The organism is Raoultibacter phocaeensis, from assembly GCF_901411515.1.
Taxonomy (GTDB): domain Bacteria; phylum Actinomycetota; class Coriobacteriia; order Coriobacteriales; family Eggerthellaceae; genus Raoultibacter; species Raoultibacter phocaeensis.
Window position 1 is genome coordinate 1,017,791 of record NZ_CABDUX010000001.1, and the last position, 17,394, is coordinate 1,035,184.

Below are 17,394 nucleotides of genomic sequence, written 5' to 3' on the forward strand. Positions count from 1 at the left end.
GCGGCGGCGCGGACGGTTTGCACCCGGCGGGTGCGGCGGCCGCCGACGGTTCGCGCGAGCGTCGGCGGGCGAGCGGCATGAAGAGAAGGAACGGGTACATGGACGATACGGTATTGCTCGGTCACGGCAGCGGCGGCTCGATGATGAAGCGCATCATCGACGAGGTGTTCTTCGAGGCGTACGCGGGCAAGAAGCTTCGTGCCGGAAACGATGCGGCGGTGCTGCCGTCGCCGCGCACGAGTGCGCGCGCGGGCGCAAACGATGGCGGGCGCCTCGCGTACAGCGGAAAGCTCTCGTTTTCCACCGACAGCTTCGTCGTGGACCCGCATTTCTTCCCCGGGGGCGATATCGGGCGACTTGCGGTATGCGGTACGGTGAACGATGTGGCCACGGCAGGTGCCGAGCCGAAATACCTCAGCTGCGGCTTCATTCTCGAAGAGGGCTTTTCTATGGACGACCTCAAACGCATCTGCGCCTCGATGGCCGAGGTTGCGCGCGAGGCGGGCGTCGAAATCGTCACGGGCGATACGAAGGTGGTCAACCGCGGTCACGGCGACGGCATCTACATCAACACGAGCGGCATCGGTCTGTGCTACGAGGGATACGATCTCGGGGGCGAGAAGTGCGCGCCGGGGGATAAGGTCCTCGTTACCGGAACGATGGGCGATCACGGCATCACCATCATGAGCTGCCGCGAATCGCTTTCCTTCGCCGCCGACATCGAGTCGGATGCGGCGCCTTTGAACCACCTCATCGCCGAGGTGCTCGCAGCCGCTCCCGCAACGCGCTGCTTCCGCGATCCCACGCGCGGCGGGCTCGCCTCGACGTTGAACGAGCTTGCGGCGCAATCGGATACCGATATCACCATCGATGAGGAAGCCGTCCCGGTGAAATCAGCCGTGCTAGGCGCCTGCGAAATGCTCGGCTACGATGTGTTTCAGGTGGCGAACGAGGGCAAGATGGTGTGCGTAGTTCCAGCCGATCAGGCGGATGCGGCGCTTGCGGCCATGCGCGCGAACCGATACGGGCGCGACGCCGCCGTCATCGGCCAAGTGGCGCCGAGCGATGCCGAGCGCGGTCCGAAGGTGTTTTTGCGCACTGCGTTCGGTTCGACCCGCATCCTCGATATGCTTGTCGGCGAGCAGCTACCCCGCATCTGTTAGCCGCCGCTCGCAAGCACTGCGGTCTGCTTGGGCGGTTTCGCCTAAAGCAGGGTCGATTCTGGGTATACTGAGGGCAAAAGGAGTTGGGTATGGATGAGAAGGCGAAGCAGTACGTCGATCTGTTCCGATCGGTGAAGATAGCCTCGGCGGCCACGGTCGATGAGGAAGGGCATCCGCGCACGCGCATCGTCAACGTGCTCTGGGCGGACGATTCGGGCATGTACCTCGTTGCAAGCAAAGGGAAACCCTTCTACAAGCAGATGGTCGAAACGGGCGAGGTCGCGCTTTCCGCCATGTGCCCCGAATGCCAAAGCCTCAAGTTCCTCGGTAAATGCCGCATCGTCGGCAAGGAGTGGGTCGACAAGATCTTCGACGAGAATCCTGGCATCCGCGAGGTGTATCCCGGTACAACCCGCTCCATTCTCGATGCCTTCCACGTGTACGAAGGTCAGGGCGAATGGTTCGATCTGCTCCATCATCCCATCAGCCGCGAAACGTTCTCATACGGCGGAACCGAGGAGGAGCATCCGGGATTTCTCATCACCGACGACTGTATCGAGTGCGGATCGTGCCTTGCCACGTGCCCGCAGCAATGCATAGAGGAAGGCTCGCCGTATCGTATCGAATGGAAACATTGCCTGCAGTGCGGCGCGTGTTTCGAGACGTGTCCCTCGGGCGCTGTTCGAAGGCTTCATCCGTAAATGGACTTTCTTCAGCAAGTGGTAACGCTCTTCATCGAGCGGGCCGATTGGTTCGGCGGTTTGCTTGTGGAGCATATCGTCCTTTCGGCTATTGCCATTGTCATCGCAGGGGTGCTCGGGTTGCTGTTCGGCATCCTCATCTCCGAATACCGGCGTTTCGCACCGCTCGTTATCGGCATCTGCAACGTGGTCTACACTATTCCGTCGATCGCGCTGCTGGGCCTGCTCATTCCGCTTCTGGGTATCGGAGGCACCAACGCTATCGTGGCGCTCATCATCTACGCGCTCATGCCCATGGTGCGCAACACCTATGTGGGCCTCACCGATATCGACCCCGACATCATCGAGGCGGCTCGCGGCATGGGATCGACCCGCTTCCAGACACTCGTTCATGTGCGCTTGCCCATGGCAACGAGCGTGATCCTCGCGGGTGTGCGTTCGATGGTGGTCATGACCATTTCGGTGGCGGCTATCGCCTCGTTCATCGGGGCGGGCGGTCTCGGCGCCGCCATCTACCGCGGCATCACGATGAACAATTTCCCTATGATTTTTGCAGGCAGCGTGCTCGTTGCGCTGCTCGCGTTCGTGGCCGACCTGCTGCTCGGTTTCGCCGAGAGACGCTACCAAAAGAAAAGGAGACTTCTGATTCATGAAAAGCATTAGGAACAAAGGCGCGCAGAGCGAGGCCCGTATGCAGCCGACTTTAGAACCGACTATAGAAGCCGCTCTTTGCGCGAAACCTTCCCCTGGAACTATGCGCTGGGCGTTTTTCGCCGCCGTTGCGGCCTTCACCCTTGTGCTTCTCGTTATGACGGCGTGCTCCACAAGCGGGGACGCTCCAGCTTCAAGCGACGGCGGCAATGCGGGTGCTACCGCATCGGCCGATCCCATCGAGATCGCCACCAAGCCCATGACCGAACAGTTCATTCTGGGCGAAATGCTCAAAGCGCTCGTGGAGGACGCGGGCTATGAGGCCAACGTGACCAAGGGAATCGGCGGCGGCACGAACAACATCCAGCCTGCGATGGAGCGCGGCGATTTCGATCTGTATCCCGAGTACACGTCGAGCGGGTGGGTGCTCGTGTTGAACCATAAAGCCGAGGGTATGGACGATGACGAGATGCTCGAAAGCCTGAAAAAGGAGTACCAGGAAAACTTCGGGATGACCTGGGTGGGCATGTACGGCTTCAACAACACGTTCACCGTGGCGGTGCGCGACGAGGTTGCCCAGCAGCATAACCTCAAGACCACGAGCGATCTCGCGGCGGTTGCGCCCGAACTCATCTTCGGCGGCAACCCCGACTACATCGAGCGCGAAGACGGCTTTCCGGTGCTCACCGAAACTTACGGCCTTACCTTCAAACAGGTTATGGACATCGATATCGGCCTTAAATACCAGGCGCTTCGCGGTGGCGACATCGATGTGACGAACGGGTTCACGACCGACGCGCAGCTTGCGGCAGGCGGCGTGACCACGCTCGAGGACGACAAGCACCTTCAGGTGAACTACTTCTGCTCGACGGTCGTGCGCCAGGATGCGCTCGACAGCCATCCGGGCCTCGAAGAGGCGCTCATGAAGATGGACGGCATCTTGAGCGATCAGGAGATGGCGGAGCTCAACTACAAGGTTGAGGTCGAAGGCCAGGACGAGGCGACGGTTGCCCGCGATTTCCTCGTGGCGAAGGGCGTGCTCGCAAGCTGATGGTACGCGCATCTGGCATAAGGGGGAGCGCTGCCAGCGCCGATGCGCTCACTGCGGAGGGGTGTGCGCCCGCAAACGGGGTTGCTGCCGGATCGCCTCTGAGCCGAGGTGCGGTCGCGGGGGATCCCGCGATTGCGAGCGTGCCCGAAACCGCGAGCATGCCCGAACCCGCTTCCTCCTGCGGTCGCGCAGTCGATACGATCATCGAGTTCGATCACGTCGAGAAATCGTTCGGCGAGACCGAGGTCTTGCACGGTATCGATCTCGCCGTGCATCGCGGCGAATTCCTTACGATCGTCGGACGGTCGGGGTGCGGTAAGACGACGCTGCTCAAGATGGTGAACGCTCTCGAATACCCCGATCGTGGACGCGTGCTCGTCAACGGCGAAGAGGTACAGGAAAAGAACCGCGTCGAGCTTCGCCGCTCGATCGGCTACGTCATCCAGAGCGTCGGTCTGTTTCCCAACATGACGGTGGCTCGAAACGTTGCCTACGTGCCGCGCCTCACCCATGCGTGGTCCAAGACGCAGGAGCGCGACGAAGTGGCTCGGCTGCTTGCGACCGTGGGCCTCGATCCCGCCATCGCATCGCGCTATCCGAGTGAGCTCTCGGGCGGTCAGCGTCAGCGCGTCGGCATCGCCCGAGGTCTTGCCGCGAAACCGCTCATCATGCTCATGGACGAGCCGTTCGGTGCCGTCGACGAGATTACGCGCCGCGCACTCCAAGACGAGCTGCTCGATTTGCAACGGCGCTTGGGCCTTACGATCATGCTCGTCACCCACGACATCCGCGAGGCGCTCAAGCTCGGCGACCGGGTGCTCGTGATGGAGGATGGCCGCATCGCCCAGCTCGGATCACCGAGCGTACTGGTCGAACACCCGGCCGACTCGTTCGTCGAGGAGCTCATCAACGGCTAAACCCCGGATTCTTTTCGAGGTTTTGTCGGGAAACAGGCCCCCGATGGCGGCGAAGGCGAGCTTTGCGACAAAGGATAGCGCCACGGCGCTTTCTTTTACCAAGAATGTTATCCTCGACGAACCTCGATCAGGGGATATGCAAGGGCTTTTCGCGTCCGCAGGCTTCGAATGACTCGCCGCGCTTCGCAAAGCGGCTGTTCGCCGCCATCGAATGACCGTTTTCGTGCAGAAACGCAGTATCAGTACAAAGGAGCAGCGAGCGCCGGGCGAACCCGTCGGTCCTTCGCGCAGGTTCCCCATCGCTTTATGTGGGCTTCATGTCGTTGAAGCGCAATATCAGCCGTAACCTGAAAATTCAGCAATTTCTCTTGCAATTCGAGTAGGTAATGGTATCTTGCGGGCAGAAAGTTTTTGGGATGGTGAGGGTGCCCCCAGTTAAAAGATCTTTCAGACGAGAAAGGGAGTCATATGTCACATCCGGTTATTGAAGCCGACGAGTGCGTTGGCTGCGGGATTTGCGTCGATGCATGCCCGCAAGAAGTACTTGAGGTTGTCGGCGGCGTCGTAGAGGTCGTGAACGAGGATGCCTGCATCGCGTGCGGCGACTGCGTCGAGGAGTGCCCCATGGGCGCGATCCCCGAGGTTATCGAAGACTAGCTACTGCCAACAAACTGCAAAAAGAGGATCCCTGGCTGCTTTGCGGTCGGGGATTTTTTCGTTCCATGCCTTACTATGCCACCGTCTATAATTAAATTTCTTCCATTAATTTAATTATAGGTGTAGTATAGGTAAAAAAGGAAGGATCGTATATGGCTCGGTACGTTGACCTTCATTGGAAAGGCGATTACGAGGGGTTGTCCCGCCGCGAACGGAAAGGCGGCTTATACCGTGCGTACGAACCGGACGTCCTCGCGGGCCGCAGTTTCTTGCTGCAAGGCGAAACAGCTGCCGACATAGCCGATGCCGAACACGAGATACTTCGACTGAACGGTACGGCTTCCGCACTGCGCAACACCGAAGCGCTTGCACGAATGATCTTGCGCGCGGAGGCGCTCTCGTCATCCCGCATCGAGGGATTGGTGATCGGGCCGCGCAGAATACTGAAAGCCGAGCTTGGGGGAGCGGGCGCTGATGCGACAGCCCAAGAGGTGCTTAACAATATCAACGCCATGTCGGTTGCGCTCGAGCATGCTCTGGAATCCGAGATCACCGTCGACGCTCTGTGCGATATCCATCGCGCGCTTACAAAGGAGACGATGATCGATAGGTTTTCCGGGGTCATACGCACCGAGCAAAACTGGTTGGGCGGCAATGCGTACAATCCCTGCGGCGCATCTTATGTGCCACCCCTTCCGCAGCGTGTGCTTCCCCTTCTTGAGGATCTTGCATCGTTCTGCAACGACAACGCTCTTTCCCCCCTTGCCCAGGCTGCCGTAGCCCATGCTCAGTTTGAAACGATACATCCTTTCGTAGACGGAAACGGCCGAGTGGGTCGTGCGCTCGTGCATGTCGTTCTCAGGCGTCGCGGGTTAAGCCCGAACGTCGTTCCCCCTATCTCCCTCGCCTTGGCAACCCGCGCGCAAGAATACGTGAAGGAACTTGCGCGGTTTCGGCATGAAGGGTCTTTTTCGGATAGCGATGCAGTCGAGGGGCTTAACTCGTGGTTGTCATTCTTTGCTTCGTGCACCCTACATGCATGTAAAAACGCTTTGGAGTTCGAGCGTCGAATCGAAACGATCAAGTCGGGCTGGATCGGGGCGCTTGGGAAAGCCGCCACTTCGACCGATCTTCTGATGGCCGATGCCATGGCAGGGCAGCCCCTCTTCAATGCAACGACTATGATGCAGGCTACGGGAAAAACCATGCCCGCCGTCAACTCGTCGATTGAGCGGTTCCAAAAAGCTGGATTCGTGAAACAAGTCAACGCAGGGAAAAGGAATCGGGCGTTTGAGGCCATCGGAATCATCGAGGCGTTCACGAGCTTCGAGCGAAACCTTGCCTCGATAGCAGACGATACGGCGGTACGTAAACCTGAACGCCCTGTGCCGTTCGGTTCGTAACGGCGGGCTGCTTCTTGGGCCCTTCCGGGTGCTTTCGGCCCGCCGTCCGTTTCACCTTTCGTCCATACATCCTGAAATCGAATCAACGGAACTCTTGTATCACGGCAACAAAGCGGTGAACGTCCTTGCGCCCTTGTTCCAAAAGTATAAGGTGTAACCAAGTTCACGCGGAACGGCTGAGCTTTCGTGAGGCGGAGACCAACGCATGCATTGCGAATGAGCGCTCATGTTCCCTACGGGTATGAAGCGAAAGTAACGTGAAGGTGACAATTGAGAATTTCTCAAAAGTTATGAGTAAGGAAACTTGACAACAGTACACTTAGATTATATAGTACTAACCATCGAGAAGGTTCGCATGCGCGGACCTTTGCATATATATGAAGAAAAGCGACGTACTGAGACGTAAGAAAAAGCAACAAGCTCAGAGTGAGAGGAAGCAATAATGGCAAAGATCATCGGCATCGACTTAGGAACCACCAACTCGGCGATGGCGGTCATGGAGGGCAGCGAGCCTGAAATCCTCGTGAACGCCGAAGGCGACCGTACCACCCCCTCGGTAGAGGGCTTTCGCAAAGACGGCGAGCGTGTCGTCGGCAAGGCTGCCAAAAACCAGGCAGTGACCAACCCCGAGAACACCGTATCGTCCGTGAAGCGCTTCATCGGCCGCTCCTACGACGAAACCAAAGAAGAGCAGAAAACCGTAAGCTACAAGGTCGAAAAGGGCAAGGACGGCCGTGCCGTCGTCGACATCGAGGGTAAGGATTACACCCCCGAAGAGATTTCGGCAATGGTGCTCCAGAAGCTTAAGAACGACGCCGAAAAGCAGCTCGGCGGCCCCGTTTCCCAGGCGGTCATCACCGTTCCCGCGTACTTCAATGACGCGCAGCGCCAAGCAACCAAGGATGCCGGCAAGATCGCAGGTCTCGAAGTGCTCCGCATCATCAACGAGCCCACGGCAGCGGCGCTTGCCTACGGTCTCGACAAGACCAACAAAGATCAGCAGATCCTCGTGTTCGACCTCGGCGGCGGTACGTTCGACGTGTCGGTGCTCGAGCTCGGCGACGGCGTGTTCGAGGTTCGTTCCACCGCAGGCGATAACCACCTCGGCGGCGACGACTGGGATCAGCGCGTTATCGACTGGATGGCCGACAAGTTCAAGGCCGACAACGGCATCGATCTGCGTCAGGACAAGATGGCTCTGCAGCGTCTGAAGGAAGCTGCCGAGAAGGCGAAGATGGAGCTTTCCTCCACCTCGCAGGCCAACATTAACCTGCCGTTCATCACGGCCGATGCATCGGGTCCGAAGCATCTCGACTACACGCTGACCCGTGCGGAATTCGAGCGCATCACGAAAGATCTGCTCGACCGCTGCAAGAAGCCCGTCGAACAAGCGCTCAAGGATGCAGGTCTCAAGCAGGGCGATATCAACGAAGTCATCCTGGTCGGCGGCTCCACTCGTATGCCCGCCGTGCAGGAACTCGTGAAGCAGATGACCGGGAAAGATCCCAACATGTCGGTCAACCCCGACGAGGTCGTTGCCATGGGTGCGGCTGTTCAGGGCGGCGTTCTCTCCGGCGATGTCGAAGGCATCCTGCTTTTGGACGTGACCCCGCTTTCGCTCGGCGTTGAGACCATGGGTGGCGTGATGACCAAGATGATCGAGCGCAACACCACGATCCCGACCCGCAAGACCGAAATTTATTCGACTGCGGCCGACAACCAGACCTCCGTCGAAGTGCACGTCCTCCAGGGCGAGCGTGAGATGGCTGCCGGCAACAAGACGCTCGGCAAGTTCCAGCTCACCGGCATCCCGGCGGCCCGTCGCGGCGTTCCGCAAATCGAGGTCACCTTCGACATCGACGCCAACGGCATCGTGAACGTGTCGGCGAAGGATCTCGGCACCGGCAAGCAGCAGCAGATCACCATTTCCGGCTCCACCGCGCTCAACGACGACGAAGTCGATCGCATGGTCAAGGATGCCGAGGCGCATGCCGAAGAGGATAAGCGCCGCAAGGAAGAGGTCGAGATCCGCAACAACGCCGATGCACTCGTGAACGCAACCGAGCAGACGCTTGCCGAGGTGGGCGATAAAGCTCCCGAGGACGTCAAGAAGCAGGCTGAGGAAGCCATCGCCGAGGCGAAGAGCGCACTCGAGGGCTCCGACATGGACGCTATCAAGGCTGCAACCGAGAAGATGCAGGCTGCTGGCTACAAGCTCGCTGAAGTGGTGTACTCCACCCAGGGCGCCGAGGCTGGCGACGCGGCAACCGCTGCCGAGTCTACCCCTGCCGATGACACCATCGAAGCCGACTACGAGGTTGTAGAAGACGACAAAGAAGGGAAGTAATCATGGCTATGCCCGATAAGGACAAGGTCACTGGAACTTCCCGCCCTCACGCAAACCCGGGCGGAAGCCCCTTCCCCCATACCCCCCCATCCGGGGCTGCCGCCAACGACGAAACCCGTCAGGCAGCCGGTTCGAAAGAGCCGGCTGCGGACGGGAAAGCGTCAAGCACGTCTGGCGGTGCCGACAAGGCGTCGAATGCAGAACAAGACGCCCAAGCCGTCGAAGCCGAGGTGCTCGACCCCGAAAGCGACGGATCCGAAGCGGCAATCGAATCGGAATTGGTTGCTCAAGCTCAGGCCGAAGCGGCGGAATGGCAGGACAAGTTCGTTCGCCTGCATGCCGAATGGGATACGTACCGCAGGCGCACAGCCGAACAACGCGCAACCGAAAAGGCGCGCGCAAACGAGAAGCTCGTCGAAAGCCTGCTTCCCGTGATCGACGATTTCGAGCGCACGATCGACTACGCCCAGAAAAACGGCGAGACCGGATTGCTCGGCGGCGTCGAAGCGGTGCACGCGAAACTGGTCGATACGCTTGTGAAGGACGGCGTGATCATCCTCGACCCGAAAGGCGAAGCGTTCGACGCCCTTGAAGCGCAGGCGGTTGCGACGGTCGACGATACATCGGTTCCCGATGAGACGGTGGCCGATGTGTATCAAAAGGGCTTCAAAATGGGTAACAAGGTGCTCCGGCCAGCTATGGTAACGGTAACAACCGGCGGGCCGAAGCGGGAGGCTCCGAAAGAGACCGAAGAGAAAAAGTAACGACGAGGCGGCAAGCGGGCGGATTCAAGGCCCGCTTCTGCTTCTATCCTATATTCACACGTCGCCCGAGTGGCGGCGAAGAACGATGAAAGCGAGGTGGACGCATGGCGACGACAACGACACCGGATTACTACAAAACGCTGGGCGTTCCACGGAACGCGACGGCCGACGAGATCAAAAAGGCCTATCGCAAGCTCGCCCGCACGCATCATCCCGATGCCGGCGGCGACGAGGCGAAATTCAAGGAAATCAACGAGGCGTACGAGGTTTTGAGCGACGAGAAGAAGCGCGACCTCTACGATCAGTACGGCACGGCTAACGAGAACCATATCCCGCAAGGCTGGGCAGGCGCGCAAGGCGGCAACCCGTTCGGCGGCGAGGGGTTCGGCGGCTGGTCCGATATTCTGGAAAGCATCCGCCGCGGCGAAGGTGCGTTCGGGACCGAATGGGATTTCGGCGACCTGGGCGGATTCGGCGGTTTCGGCGGGCGCGCCCAACCGAGGCCCCAACGCGGGCAAGACATGAACGTCACGCTCAGCGTGAGTTTCGACGACGCCTTCAATGGTACCGAAAAGCGCGTCACCGTGCGGGTGCCGGGCAAGGCCGACAAGGAAACGCTTACCGTGAAAGTGCCCGCAGGTGCTGTCGACGGAGGCCGCTTGCGCTTCAAGGGCAAGGGCGGTCTTGGCGAGAACGGCGGAGCGAACGGCGACTTGCTCATCACTACCAAGATCGAGCCGCATCCGTACTACTCCCGCGACGGAGCTGACGTGTACGTGGATTTGCCGGTCAGCGTGGCGGAAGCGGCGCTCGGCGCGAGCATCGTCGTACCCGCACCCGACAAAACGAAGGTGCGCGTGAAGGTGCCTGCGGGAACGCAGGACGGCACCGTGCTCACCATCAAGGGCAAAGGAGCCCCCAAGGTGAAGGGCGAAGGCCACGGAAACTTGAAGATCAAAGTCGGCGTCGTTGTTCCGAAGGACATGAACGACGACCAGAAACAGGCCATGGAAGATTTCCTGGCTGCAACGAAGGACGATATCAGGAGCTGGTAGCGCGATGACTGACAGGAACAGACCGCTCTACATGATCAGCGTGGCTGCGGAGCTTGCGGGGGTCCATCCCCAAACGCTGCGCACGTACGAGCAGAAGGGGTTGGTGACCCCTCAGCGGACGAGCGGAAACACCAGAATGTATTCGCAAGCCGACATCGAGCGGCTCGAGCTCATCAACGAACTGACCGGCGAGGGCATCAACTTGGCGGGCGTCATTCGCATCCTCGATCTTCAAGGAAGGCTCGAGGAGCGCGATACCGAACTCGACGACCTGCACAAGAAGGTGCGCCGCCTCGCCGATCGCGTCCACGAACTGGAGACGCGCGAAAGCGTGAACTCACTCGTCCGGGCGGAGCCGGGCTCGCTCGCACTGCGCAGGCTTCCCTAATACATTCCTTATCACTGAATACACTGCATGGCTTTTGCCATTGGACAAAAGCGAAGGAGGACAAGCCATATGAATATGGGCAACCTAAACAAGCTGGCCATCACTGCACAGGAGGCGCTGCAGCAGACCATCGCCATAGCCTCCGAATCCGAAGCTTCCCAAGCGGAGCCGATTCACATGCTGAAGGCTTTGCTCGAATCGAAGGAAAACAATCTCTCGGCCATCGTCAAGCGCATCGGTGCCGATCCCTTCCAGCTGCTTGCGAACGCCGATGCGGAGATCGCGCGCATGCCGAAGGTGAGCAGCAGCAACACCATGATGATGAGCGGCATCCCGGGCCCCGATCTCATGAACCTGATCGACAGGGCCGTGAAGATCGCCGAGAAGCTCGGCGACAGCTATGCCACAAGCGAGCATTTGCTGATCGCGCTTTCCGAAGACAAGGGCGCGGCGGGCAAGATTCTTTCCGTGGCGGGCGTAACGCGCAAGAACATCGAAGCGGCCTACGAAGAGCTGCGCGGCGATACCCGCGTGACCGACCAAGCGGCCAAAACGCAATTCGAGGCGCTTGAGCAGTACGGCCAGAACCTTCCCCAGATGGCGCGCGAGGGCAAGCTTGACCCGGTCATCGGTCGTGCCGACGAGATCCGCCGCACCATCCAGGTACTTTCGCGCCGTACGAAGAACAACCCGGTGCTCATCGGCGAGCCCGGCACCGGCAAGACGGCCATCGTCGAAGGCCTCGCCCAGCGCATCGTTGCAGGCGACGTACCCTCGTCACTGCAGGATCGCGATCTGGTTATGCTCGACCTTCCGGCTATGATCGCCGGGGCTAAGTACCGCGGCGAGTTCGAGGATCGGTTGAAGGCGGTGCTGCGCGAAGTGAAGGATTCCGACGGACAGATCATCCTGTTCATCGACGAACTTCATACGATCGTGGGCGCCGGTACCGCGGGCGACAGCTCGATGGATGCGGGCAACATGCTCAAACCCGCTCTCGCGCGCGGCGAACTCCATGCCATCGGTGCGACCACGCTCGATGAGTACCGCAAGTACATCGAGAAGGACGCGGCGCTCGAGCGGCGCTTCCAGCCGGTGTTAGTGGGTGAGCCCACCGTCGAGGACACCATCGCCATTCTCCGTGGTCTTAAAGAAAAGTACGAAATCCATCACGGCGTGCGCATCACCGACTCCGCGCTTGTGGCGGCAGCCGAGCTTTCGAACCGCTATATTTCGGACCGCTTCCTGCCCGACAAGGCGATCGACCTCATGGACGAGGCGGCAAGCCGTCTGCGCATCGAGATCGACTCCATGCCCGAAGAGGTGGATGCCGCCGAGCGCAAGCTTACGCAGATGCAGATCGAGGAACAGGCCCTCATGAAGGAAGAGGACCAGCCGAGCAAGGAGCGCTTGGAGGCCCTGCGTCAGGAGATCGCGACGGCGCGCGAAGCCCTCGACAAGCGCAAAGCGGAATGGCAGAACGAGAAGGATGCCATCGTCAACGTGCAAAACCTCAAGGCCGATCTCGAAGGCGCTCAGCTCGAAGAGGAGCGCGCCACGCGTGAGGGTGATCTTTCGAAAGCGTCCGAGCTGCGTTACGCCCGCATACCCGAGCTGCAGCGCATGCTCCACGAGGCCGAGGAGATGCTCAACGTCCGGCAGCAGATGGGTGCGATCCTCAAAGAAGAGGTGTCGAGCGAAGAGATCGCCGAAGTCGTATCAACCTGGACCGGCATTCCCGTGTCCAAGATGATGCAGGGCGAGATGGCGAAGCTCGTCGATTTGGAGGACAAGCTGCATGAGCGCGTAGTAGGCCAGGACGAAGCGGTATCGGCGGTGGCGGGCGCCATCCGGCGCAACCGCGCAGGGCTTTCCGATCCCGACAAGCCGATCGGGAGCTTCCTGTTCCTCGGGCCTACGGGTGTCGGCAAAACCGAGCTTGCGAAAGCACTCGCGGAATACCTGTTCGACAGCGAGAAGGCCATGATCCGCATCGATATGTCGGAGTACATGGAGAAGTTCAGCGTGCAGCGTCTCATCGGAGCGCCTCCCGGATACGTCGGATACGACGAGGGCGGTCAGCTCACCGAGGCGGTACGCCGCAAGCCCTACTCGGTGGTCCTGCTCGACGAGATCGAGAAGGCGCATCCGGATGTATTCAACATTCTTTTGCAGGTGCTCGACGACGGGCGTTTGACCGACGGCCAAGGCCGCGTGGTCAGCTTCAAGAATGCGATCGTCATTATGACGAGCAACGTGGGCTCGCAGTTCATCCGCGAGTTCGCCGAGCACGGCGACGAGAAAGCCATGAACCAGGCCATCGAAGGATCGCTCCGCGCGACCTTCCGCCCCGAGTTTTTGAACCGCATCGACGATACGGTGGTGTTCAAGGCGCTTACCATGGGCAACATCGAGCCGATCGTCGATTTGCAGCTCGAAGAGGTCCGCGACCGCTTGGCCGAGCGTAAGATCACGCTCGACGTGCGTCCGGCGGCAATGGAGCGCTTGTCGATCGACGGATACGATCCGATCTTCGGCGCTCGTCCTCTCAAGCGGCTCATTCAGCGCGTGGTTGTGGACGTGGTCGCCGAGAAGATCGTCGAGGGCAAGCTGCCCGACGGATCGACGATCGTCATCGACATCGATCGCGATGGCAACTACTCATCCGAGGTTGTGCAGAACGCGCTTTCGGAGTAAGTCGCCTCGGATACCCGGGCCCGGCCATTCACACGCGAACAGGGCCGAGTAAGTCCGTTCGGAGCGGCAGGTGCAAACCGAAAGTCGGAAATTAGACCACGCGATGTTTCTGGCGAACCATTTGTTCGTGCGCAGGACGGGAGATGCGATCTCCCGTCCTGTTGTTTTTTCACAAAACCGCATATCGCGTGCACTTGTACTAGAATACCCTCATGCGGAAACGGACGAGAAAGATCGATCGGAGTATGAAGACCCCTGTCCTGGGGTTCAGCGTGCTGCTGTCGAGCATTCTTTCGTTTCTTCTGTTCCTGTGCATTCTCATCGTGCTCACGCGCGTGGTGCTCGGGTAACTATGGAGACGAGTACGAGAAGGGAACGGCGGCGAGCCTTGTAGGCGAGCTGCGTGCGGAATAGAGCATGTGGCAGCGTTTTACCTTATATGACGTTCGGGTGATCGGGCACTACCTCGGTGTTCTGATCCTGTTCTTTTCATTCGCGCTCGTGGTTCCGTTGGTCGTTGCGGTGGCATGCGGTGAATGGAAGCCGGCCACCCATTACCTCATCGCCATCGGCGTTGCGCTGATCCTTGGAAGCGGGCTCAGGTTTCTGCGCATCGAGCCGGGCCGCTTGAACAGACAGCAAGCGCTCGCTGTCACCGGCCTCGCGTGGATCGTCACCGCATTTGTTGCCGCCATACCGCTTCATCTATCGGGGCACTACGCCAATCCGCTCGACGCATTCTTCGACAGCGTTTCGGGCGTTACGACAACCGGCGCGACGGTCATCCAGGACCTCAACCATCTTTCGAACGCCGACAACACGTGGCGTTTCGTCATGCATTATCTCGGCGGTTTGGGACTTGTCGTAGTGGCTCTATCGTTTGGGCTGTTCGGCAAGCGAGCCGGGGCGAGCCTGTATTCGTCGGAGGGGCGAAGCGAGCACGTCGTGCCGAACGTTGTGCAGACGACGCAGGTAATCGCAAAGATTTCGCTTGCAGTCATCATAGCGGCAACGGCGATTCTCACGGTGTTGTGTCTGCTGCTCGGCATGGAGCCGTTGCGGGCCTTCTTCCAGAGCGTGTGGCTCGCTATCTCTGGATTTACAACCGGAGGCTTTGCCCCGATGGGCGAGAGCGTGCTCTACTACCATTCGATCGGCATCGAGGTCGTGCTTATGGTGCTCATGATCATTGGCACCATTAACTTCGTGTTGTATACCGAGATTCTGCGCGGGCGTACCGCGACGTTTTTCCGCGATCTCGAAATCCGCACGATGGTCGTATGGCTTGCCATCATGACGCTCGTGTTCGCTGCCGCGCTTACAGCAACCTCGTCGTTTTCGGATCTTGGAGCGATGCTGCGGCGCGGACTCTTTATGATCATCTCAGCGTTTTCGACGACGGGTTTCCAAAACATTACGACAAATCAGCTGACTACCGTGTTCTCTTCGGGTGCGTTTCTTGTCATCGCCGTGGTTATGGCCGTCGGCGGCAGCTCGGGCAGCACGTCGGGCGGTATCAAGTTCCAGCGCATCGGTGTGATCGCCAAGTCGATCGTCGTTACCATTAAAGAGGCGCTCGCACCCGATTCGGCGCGCGTCGTGGTCGACTACAACCATATCGGCCGTCGCCTCATCTCGCCCGAGCTTGCGAAGAACGCCATGACGGTGTTCACGCTTTACATCATTACCTATGCCGTCGGCTCGCTTGTCGGTATCGCGTACGGCTACGATGCGACGCAGGCCATCTTCGAATCGGTTGCTATGACGAGCAACGGCGGCGTGACGTCAGGTATCGTGGGTCCCGATATGCCGAAAGCACTTGAGGTGGTGTATATCTTCCAGATGTGGGCGGGCCGTCTCGAATTCGTGACGCTGCTTGCGCTCATCGTCGAGATCGTGGTGTCGTTCAAGCCGCGGCGCAGAATGAAGGTGAATGCCTCGTGAGGTTGTATCGTATCGACAAAACGACGCGCGATTGCCAAAGTGCACCTTCCGAGCGCAGATGTGATGCTTTGACGGGTCCGAACCGCGCATCGGCCGTTGCCGTTTTCGCCTTCGCAGTGCTGATCGCTTGCGTGATGCTCGTTTCGCCCGCGTTCGCCTTCGCCGAGGGGGAGGAAGACGAGAACGTGGTGAATCCCCAGCAGCTTCCCGACAGTTCGTTCATCTTCGACACGAGCATCACCGATCTCAACTCCGCCGATTCGTATTTCGACAAGCAGACCGTTCAGGTAGTCGGCGAGGCGGTCGGCGATGCCATCGCGGTCGAGGGCGATCCCGGGCATAAGTGGATCACGCTCATGTCGTCCAACTCCGATTCGAACGCCTCAGTTTCGGTGTTCATGACCAACGAACAGGCCGAGCGGATCGACACGTTCGGCCGCTACGGCACGACAGGTACGATGCTCCAAGTGCGCGGCACGTTCTACCTTGTGTGCCCCGAGCATAGCGGCCTTACCGACCTCCACGCCACGCATGTGAGTGTGGTCGAGAAGGGCAAGCACCATCCCGACGAACTCAATCCGAACGCGTTCATACCGGGGGCGGTGCTCGTTGTGATCGGGCTTTTGGTCACAGGTATGTTCTACTGGCTGCGGGAGAGGCGGCGCTAGCGTGGTCGAAGGCCAGGTCGTCAAGCTTGACAGGGGTTTTCCGCTTGTTCGTACGCAGGAAGGCGACGAGCTTCGCTGCAAGCACGCGACGGCGCTCGTGAAGGGCGAGAAGGTCAGGGCCGTTATCGGCGACAAGGTGCTCATCGATGTTCCCGAAGGGCACGACAAGGCCATCATCGCAGAGATTCTGCCGCGCGATACCGTGTTCGTGCGCAAGGATCCGACCGAGCGGGCGCTTCCCCAAGTGCTCGCCGCTAATTTCGACCGCGTGATCGTTGCGCAGCCGATTTCCGATGTCAATATGAGGCGGCTCGAGCGTGAATTGGTACTGGCTCACGAGACGGGGGTCGAGGTGGCCGTCGTGCTTACGAAGGCTGATCTGGCTGCAAGCGACGAAGATGCCGAGCGCATTGCAGAAGAGGTGCGCGGGCTCGTGGGCGCGAACGATACCGTGCTCGTCGTGTCGGCCGAAGAGCCTGAAAGCATTGCTGCTGTACGCGAGCTCATGGCGCCGAAGACTACGACGGTGCTCATCGGCAAGAGCGGGGTGGGAAAATCGAGCCTCGTGAATTTGCTGGTGGGCGATGAGGTACAGGCAACGGCCGAAGTGCGCGAGGTCGACGGTAAGGGGCGGCATACCACCGTGAGCCGCGAGATGATCGACGTGCCTGGCGGTGGGTGCGTCGTAGACATGCCCGGCGTGCGGGGCTTGGGCCTGTGGGATGCCGAAAGCGGTATCGAAGCGGCGTTTTCGGATATCGAGGAGCTCGCCGAGCAGTGCAAGTTCAGGGATTGCCGTCACGAAGAAGAGCCCGGGTGCGCTGTGCGCCGTGCCGTCGAGGCGGGCGAGCTTTCGCCGGTGCGGCTTGACTCCTACCACGCCCTTCGCACCGAGACGGCAGAGATCAAAGAGCGCCGCGAAGAGGCCTCTCGCATTCGCTCGCGTCGGGGGCACCCGAGGCGGCGCACGTAAGTTTTCGACCCTGGA

The 17,394-nt window shown here is 59.9% G+C and carries 15 protein-coding genes; all 15 read left to right on the forward strand.

All coding sequences use genetic code 11. The annotated features are described in order from the left end of the window. Positions 1-98 precede the first annotated feature (98 nt). The 15 genes from hypE to rsgA all read left to right on the forward strand — a co-directional run bounded on the left by hypE (position 99) and on the right by rsgA (position 17,379). Positions 99-1,163, forward strand: a complete 1,065-nt coding sequence (gene hypE, locus FJE54_RS04025; RefSeq protein ID WP_139651447.1) for a hydrogenase expression/formation protein HypE — start codon at positions 99-101, stop codon at positions 1,161-1,163. 89 nt (positions 1,164-1,252) lie between these two features. After that, positions 1,253-1,864, forward strand: a complete 612-nt coding sequence (locus tag FJE54_RS04030) for a 4Fe-4S binding protein (protein ID WP_139651448.1) — start codon at positions 1,253-1,255, stop codon at positions 1,862-1,864. After that, positions 1,865-2,527 carry an ABC transporter permease gene (locus FJE54_RS04035; protein ID WP_139651449.1) on the forward strand — a complete coding sequence of 221 codons (663 nt, stop codon included), beginning with the start codon at positions 1,865-1,867 and terminating at the stop codon, positions 2,525-2,527. After that, the gene (locus FJE54_RS04040) at positions 2,514-3,566 is read left to right on the forward strand and encodes a glycine betaine ABC transporter substrate-binding protein (RefSeq protein WP_218971891.1); all 1,053 of its coding nucleotides are present in this window, start codon (positions 2,514-2,516) and stop codon (positions 3,564-3,566) included. Before FJE54_RS04035 ends, FJE54_RS04040 begins: the two co-directional genes overlap by 14 nt. Beyond that, on the forward strand, positions 3,566-4,483 hold the full coding sequence (locus tag FJE54_RS04045) for an ATP-binding cassette domain-containing protein (RefSeq protein ID WP_255467210.1): 918 nt from the start codon (positions 3,566-3,568) through the stop codon (positions 4,481-4,483). Before FJE54_RS04040 ends, FJE54_RS04045 begins: the two co-directional genes overlap by 1 nt. A gap of 468 nt (positions 4,484-4,951) precedes the next feature. Next, a complete protein-coding gene (locus FJE54_RS04050; protein WP_102375904.1) occupies positions 4,952-5,140 on the forward strand; it encodes a 4Fe-4S binding protein in 189 nt (62 codons plus the stop codon). Positions 5,141-5,292: 152 nt separating this feature from the next. Continuing rightward, a complete protein-coding gene (locus tag FJE54_RS04055) occupies positions 5,293-6,543 on the forward strand; it encodes a Fic family protein (protein WP_139651450.1) in 1,251 nt (416 codons plus the stop codon). Positions 6,544-6,985: 442 nt separating this feature from the next. Continuing rightward, on the forward strand, positions 6,986-8,890 hold the full coding sequence (gene dnaK / locus FJE54_RS04060; protein ID WP_139651451.1) for a molecular chaperone DnaK: 1,905 nt from the start codon (positions 6,986-6,988) through the stop codon (positions 8,888-8,890). Positions 8,891-8,892: 2 nt separating this feature from the next. Further along, positions 8,893-9,654, forward strand: coding sequence for a nucleotide exchange factor GrpE (locus tag FJE54_RS04065; protein ID WP_255467211.1), 762 nt, complete (start codon positions 8,893-8,895; stop codon positions 9,652-9,654). Between the two features lie 104 nt (positions 9,655-9,758). After that, positions 9,759-10,709: a DnaJ C-terminal domain-containing protein gene (locus FJE54_RS04070; protein ID WP_139651452.1), complete on the forward strand. Its 951-nt coding sequence runs from the start codon at positions 9,759-9,761 to the stop codon at positions 10,707-10,709. A 4-nt stretch (positions 10,710-10,713) separates the two neighbouring features. Continuing rightward, positions 10,714-11,097, forward strand: coding sequence for a heat shock protein transcriptional repressor HspR (locus FJE54_RS04075; RefSeq protein ID WP_139651453.1), 384 nt, complete (start codon positions 10,714-10,716; stop codon positions 11,095-11,097). Between the two features lie 69 nt (positions 11,098-11,166). After that, the gene (gene clpB / locus FJE54_RS04080) at positions 11,167-13,794 is read left to right on the forward strand and encodes an ATP-dependent chaperone ClpB (protein ID WP_139651454.1); all 2,628 of its coding nucleotides are present in this window, start codon (positions 11,167-11,169) and stop codon (positions 13,792-13,794) included. Positions 13,795-14,211: 417 nt separating this feature from the next. Then, positions 14,212-15,738 (forward strand): TrkH family potassium uptake protein, encoded by a 1,527-nt coding sequence (locus FJE54_RS04085; RefSeq protein ID WP_139651455.1) that lies wholly within the window; start codon positions 14,212-14,214, stop codon positions 15,736-15,738. 68 nt (positions 15,739-15,806) lie between these two features. Then, positions 15,807-16,406, forward strand: a complete 600-nt coding sequence (locus tag FJE54_RS04090; RefSeq protein WP_139651456.1) for a hydrolase — start codon at positions 15,807-15,809, stop codon at positions 16,404-16,406. A gap of 1 nt (position 16,407) precedes the next feature. Beyond that, positions 16,408-17,379: a ribosome small subunit-dependent GTPase A gene (rsgA, locus tag FJE54_RS04095; RefSeq protein WP_139651457.1), complete on the forward strand. Its 972-nt coding sequence runs from the start codon at positions 16,408-16,410 to the stop codon at positions 17,377-17,379. Positions 17,380-17,394: the final 15 nt, after the last annotated feature.

What these genes read in the sequence shown, in the direction of transcription:
- FJE54_RS04035 (WP_139651449.1), top strand. Translation starts at nt 1,865, where the DNA reads ATGGACTTTCTTCAGCAAGTGGTAACGCTCTTCATCGAGCGGGCCGAT.
- FJE54_RS04050 (WP_102375904.1), top strand. Translation starts at nt 4,952, where the DNA reads ATGTCACATCCGGTTATTGAAGCCGACGAGTGCGTTGGCTGCGGGATT.
- hypE (WP_139651447.1), top strand. Translation starts at nt 99, where the DNA reads ATGGACGATACGGTATTGCTCGGTCACGGCAGCGGCGGCTCGATGATG.
- FJE54_RS04070 (WP_139651452.1), top strand. Translation starts at nt 9,759, where the DNA reads ATGGCGACGACAACGACACCGGATTACTACAAAACGCTGGGCGTTCCA.
- FJE54_RS04040 (WP_218971891.1), top strand. Translation starts at nt 2,514, where the DNA reads ATGAAAAGCATTAGGAACAAAGGCGCGCAGAGCGAGGCCCGTATGCAG.
- FJE54_RS04045 (WP_255467210.1), top strand. Translation starts at nt 3,566, where the DNA reads ATGGTACGCGCATCTGGCATAAGGGGGAGCGCTGCCAGCGCCGATGCG.
- dnaK (WP_139651451.1), top strand. Translation starts at nt 6,986, where the DNA reads ATGGCAAAGATCATCGGCATCGACTTAGGAACCACCAACTCGGCGATG.
- FJE54_RS04075 (WP_139651453.1), top strand. Translation starts at nt 10,714, where the DNA reads ATGACTGACAGGAACAGACCGCTCTACATGATCAGCGTGGCTGCGGAG.
- FJE54_RS04055 (WP_139651450.1), top strand. Translation starts at nt 5,293, where the DNA reads ATGGCTCGGTACGTTGACCTTCATTGGAAAGGCGATTACGAGGGGTTG.
- FJE54_RS04085 (WP_139651455.1), top strand. Translation starts at nt 14,212, where the DNA reads ATGTGGCAGCGTTTTACCTTATATGACGTTCGGGTGATCGGGCACTAC.
- FJE54_RS04030 (WP_139651448.1), top strand. Translation starts at nt 1,253, where the DNA reads ATGGATGAGAAGGCGAAGCAGTACGTCGATCTGTTCCGATCGGTGAAG.
- FJE54_RS04065 (WP_255467211.1), top strand. Translation starts at nt 8,893, where the DNA reads ATGGCTATGCCCGATAAGGACAAGGTCACTGGAACTTCCCGCCCTCAC.
- clpB (WP_139651454.1), top strand. Translation starts at nt 11,167, where the DNA reads ATGAATATGGGCAACCTAAACAAGCTGGCCATCACTGCACAGGAGGCG.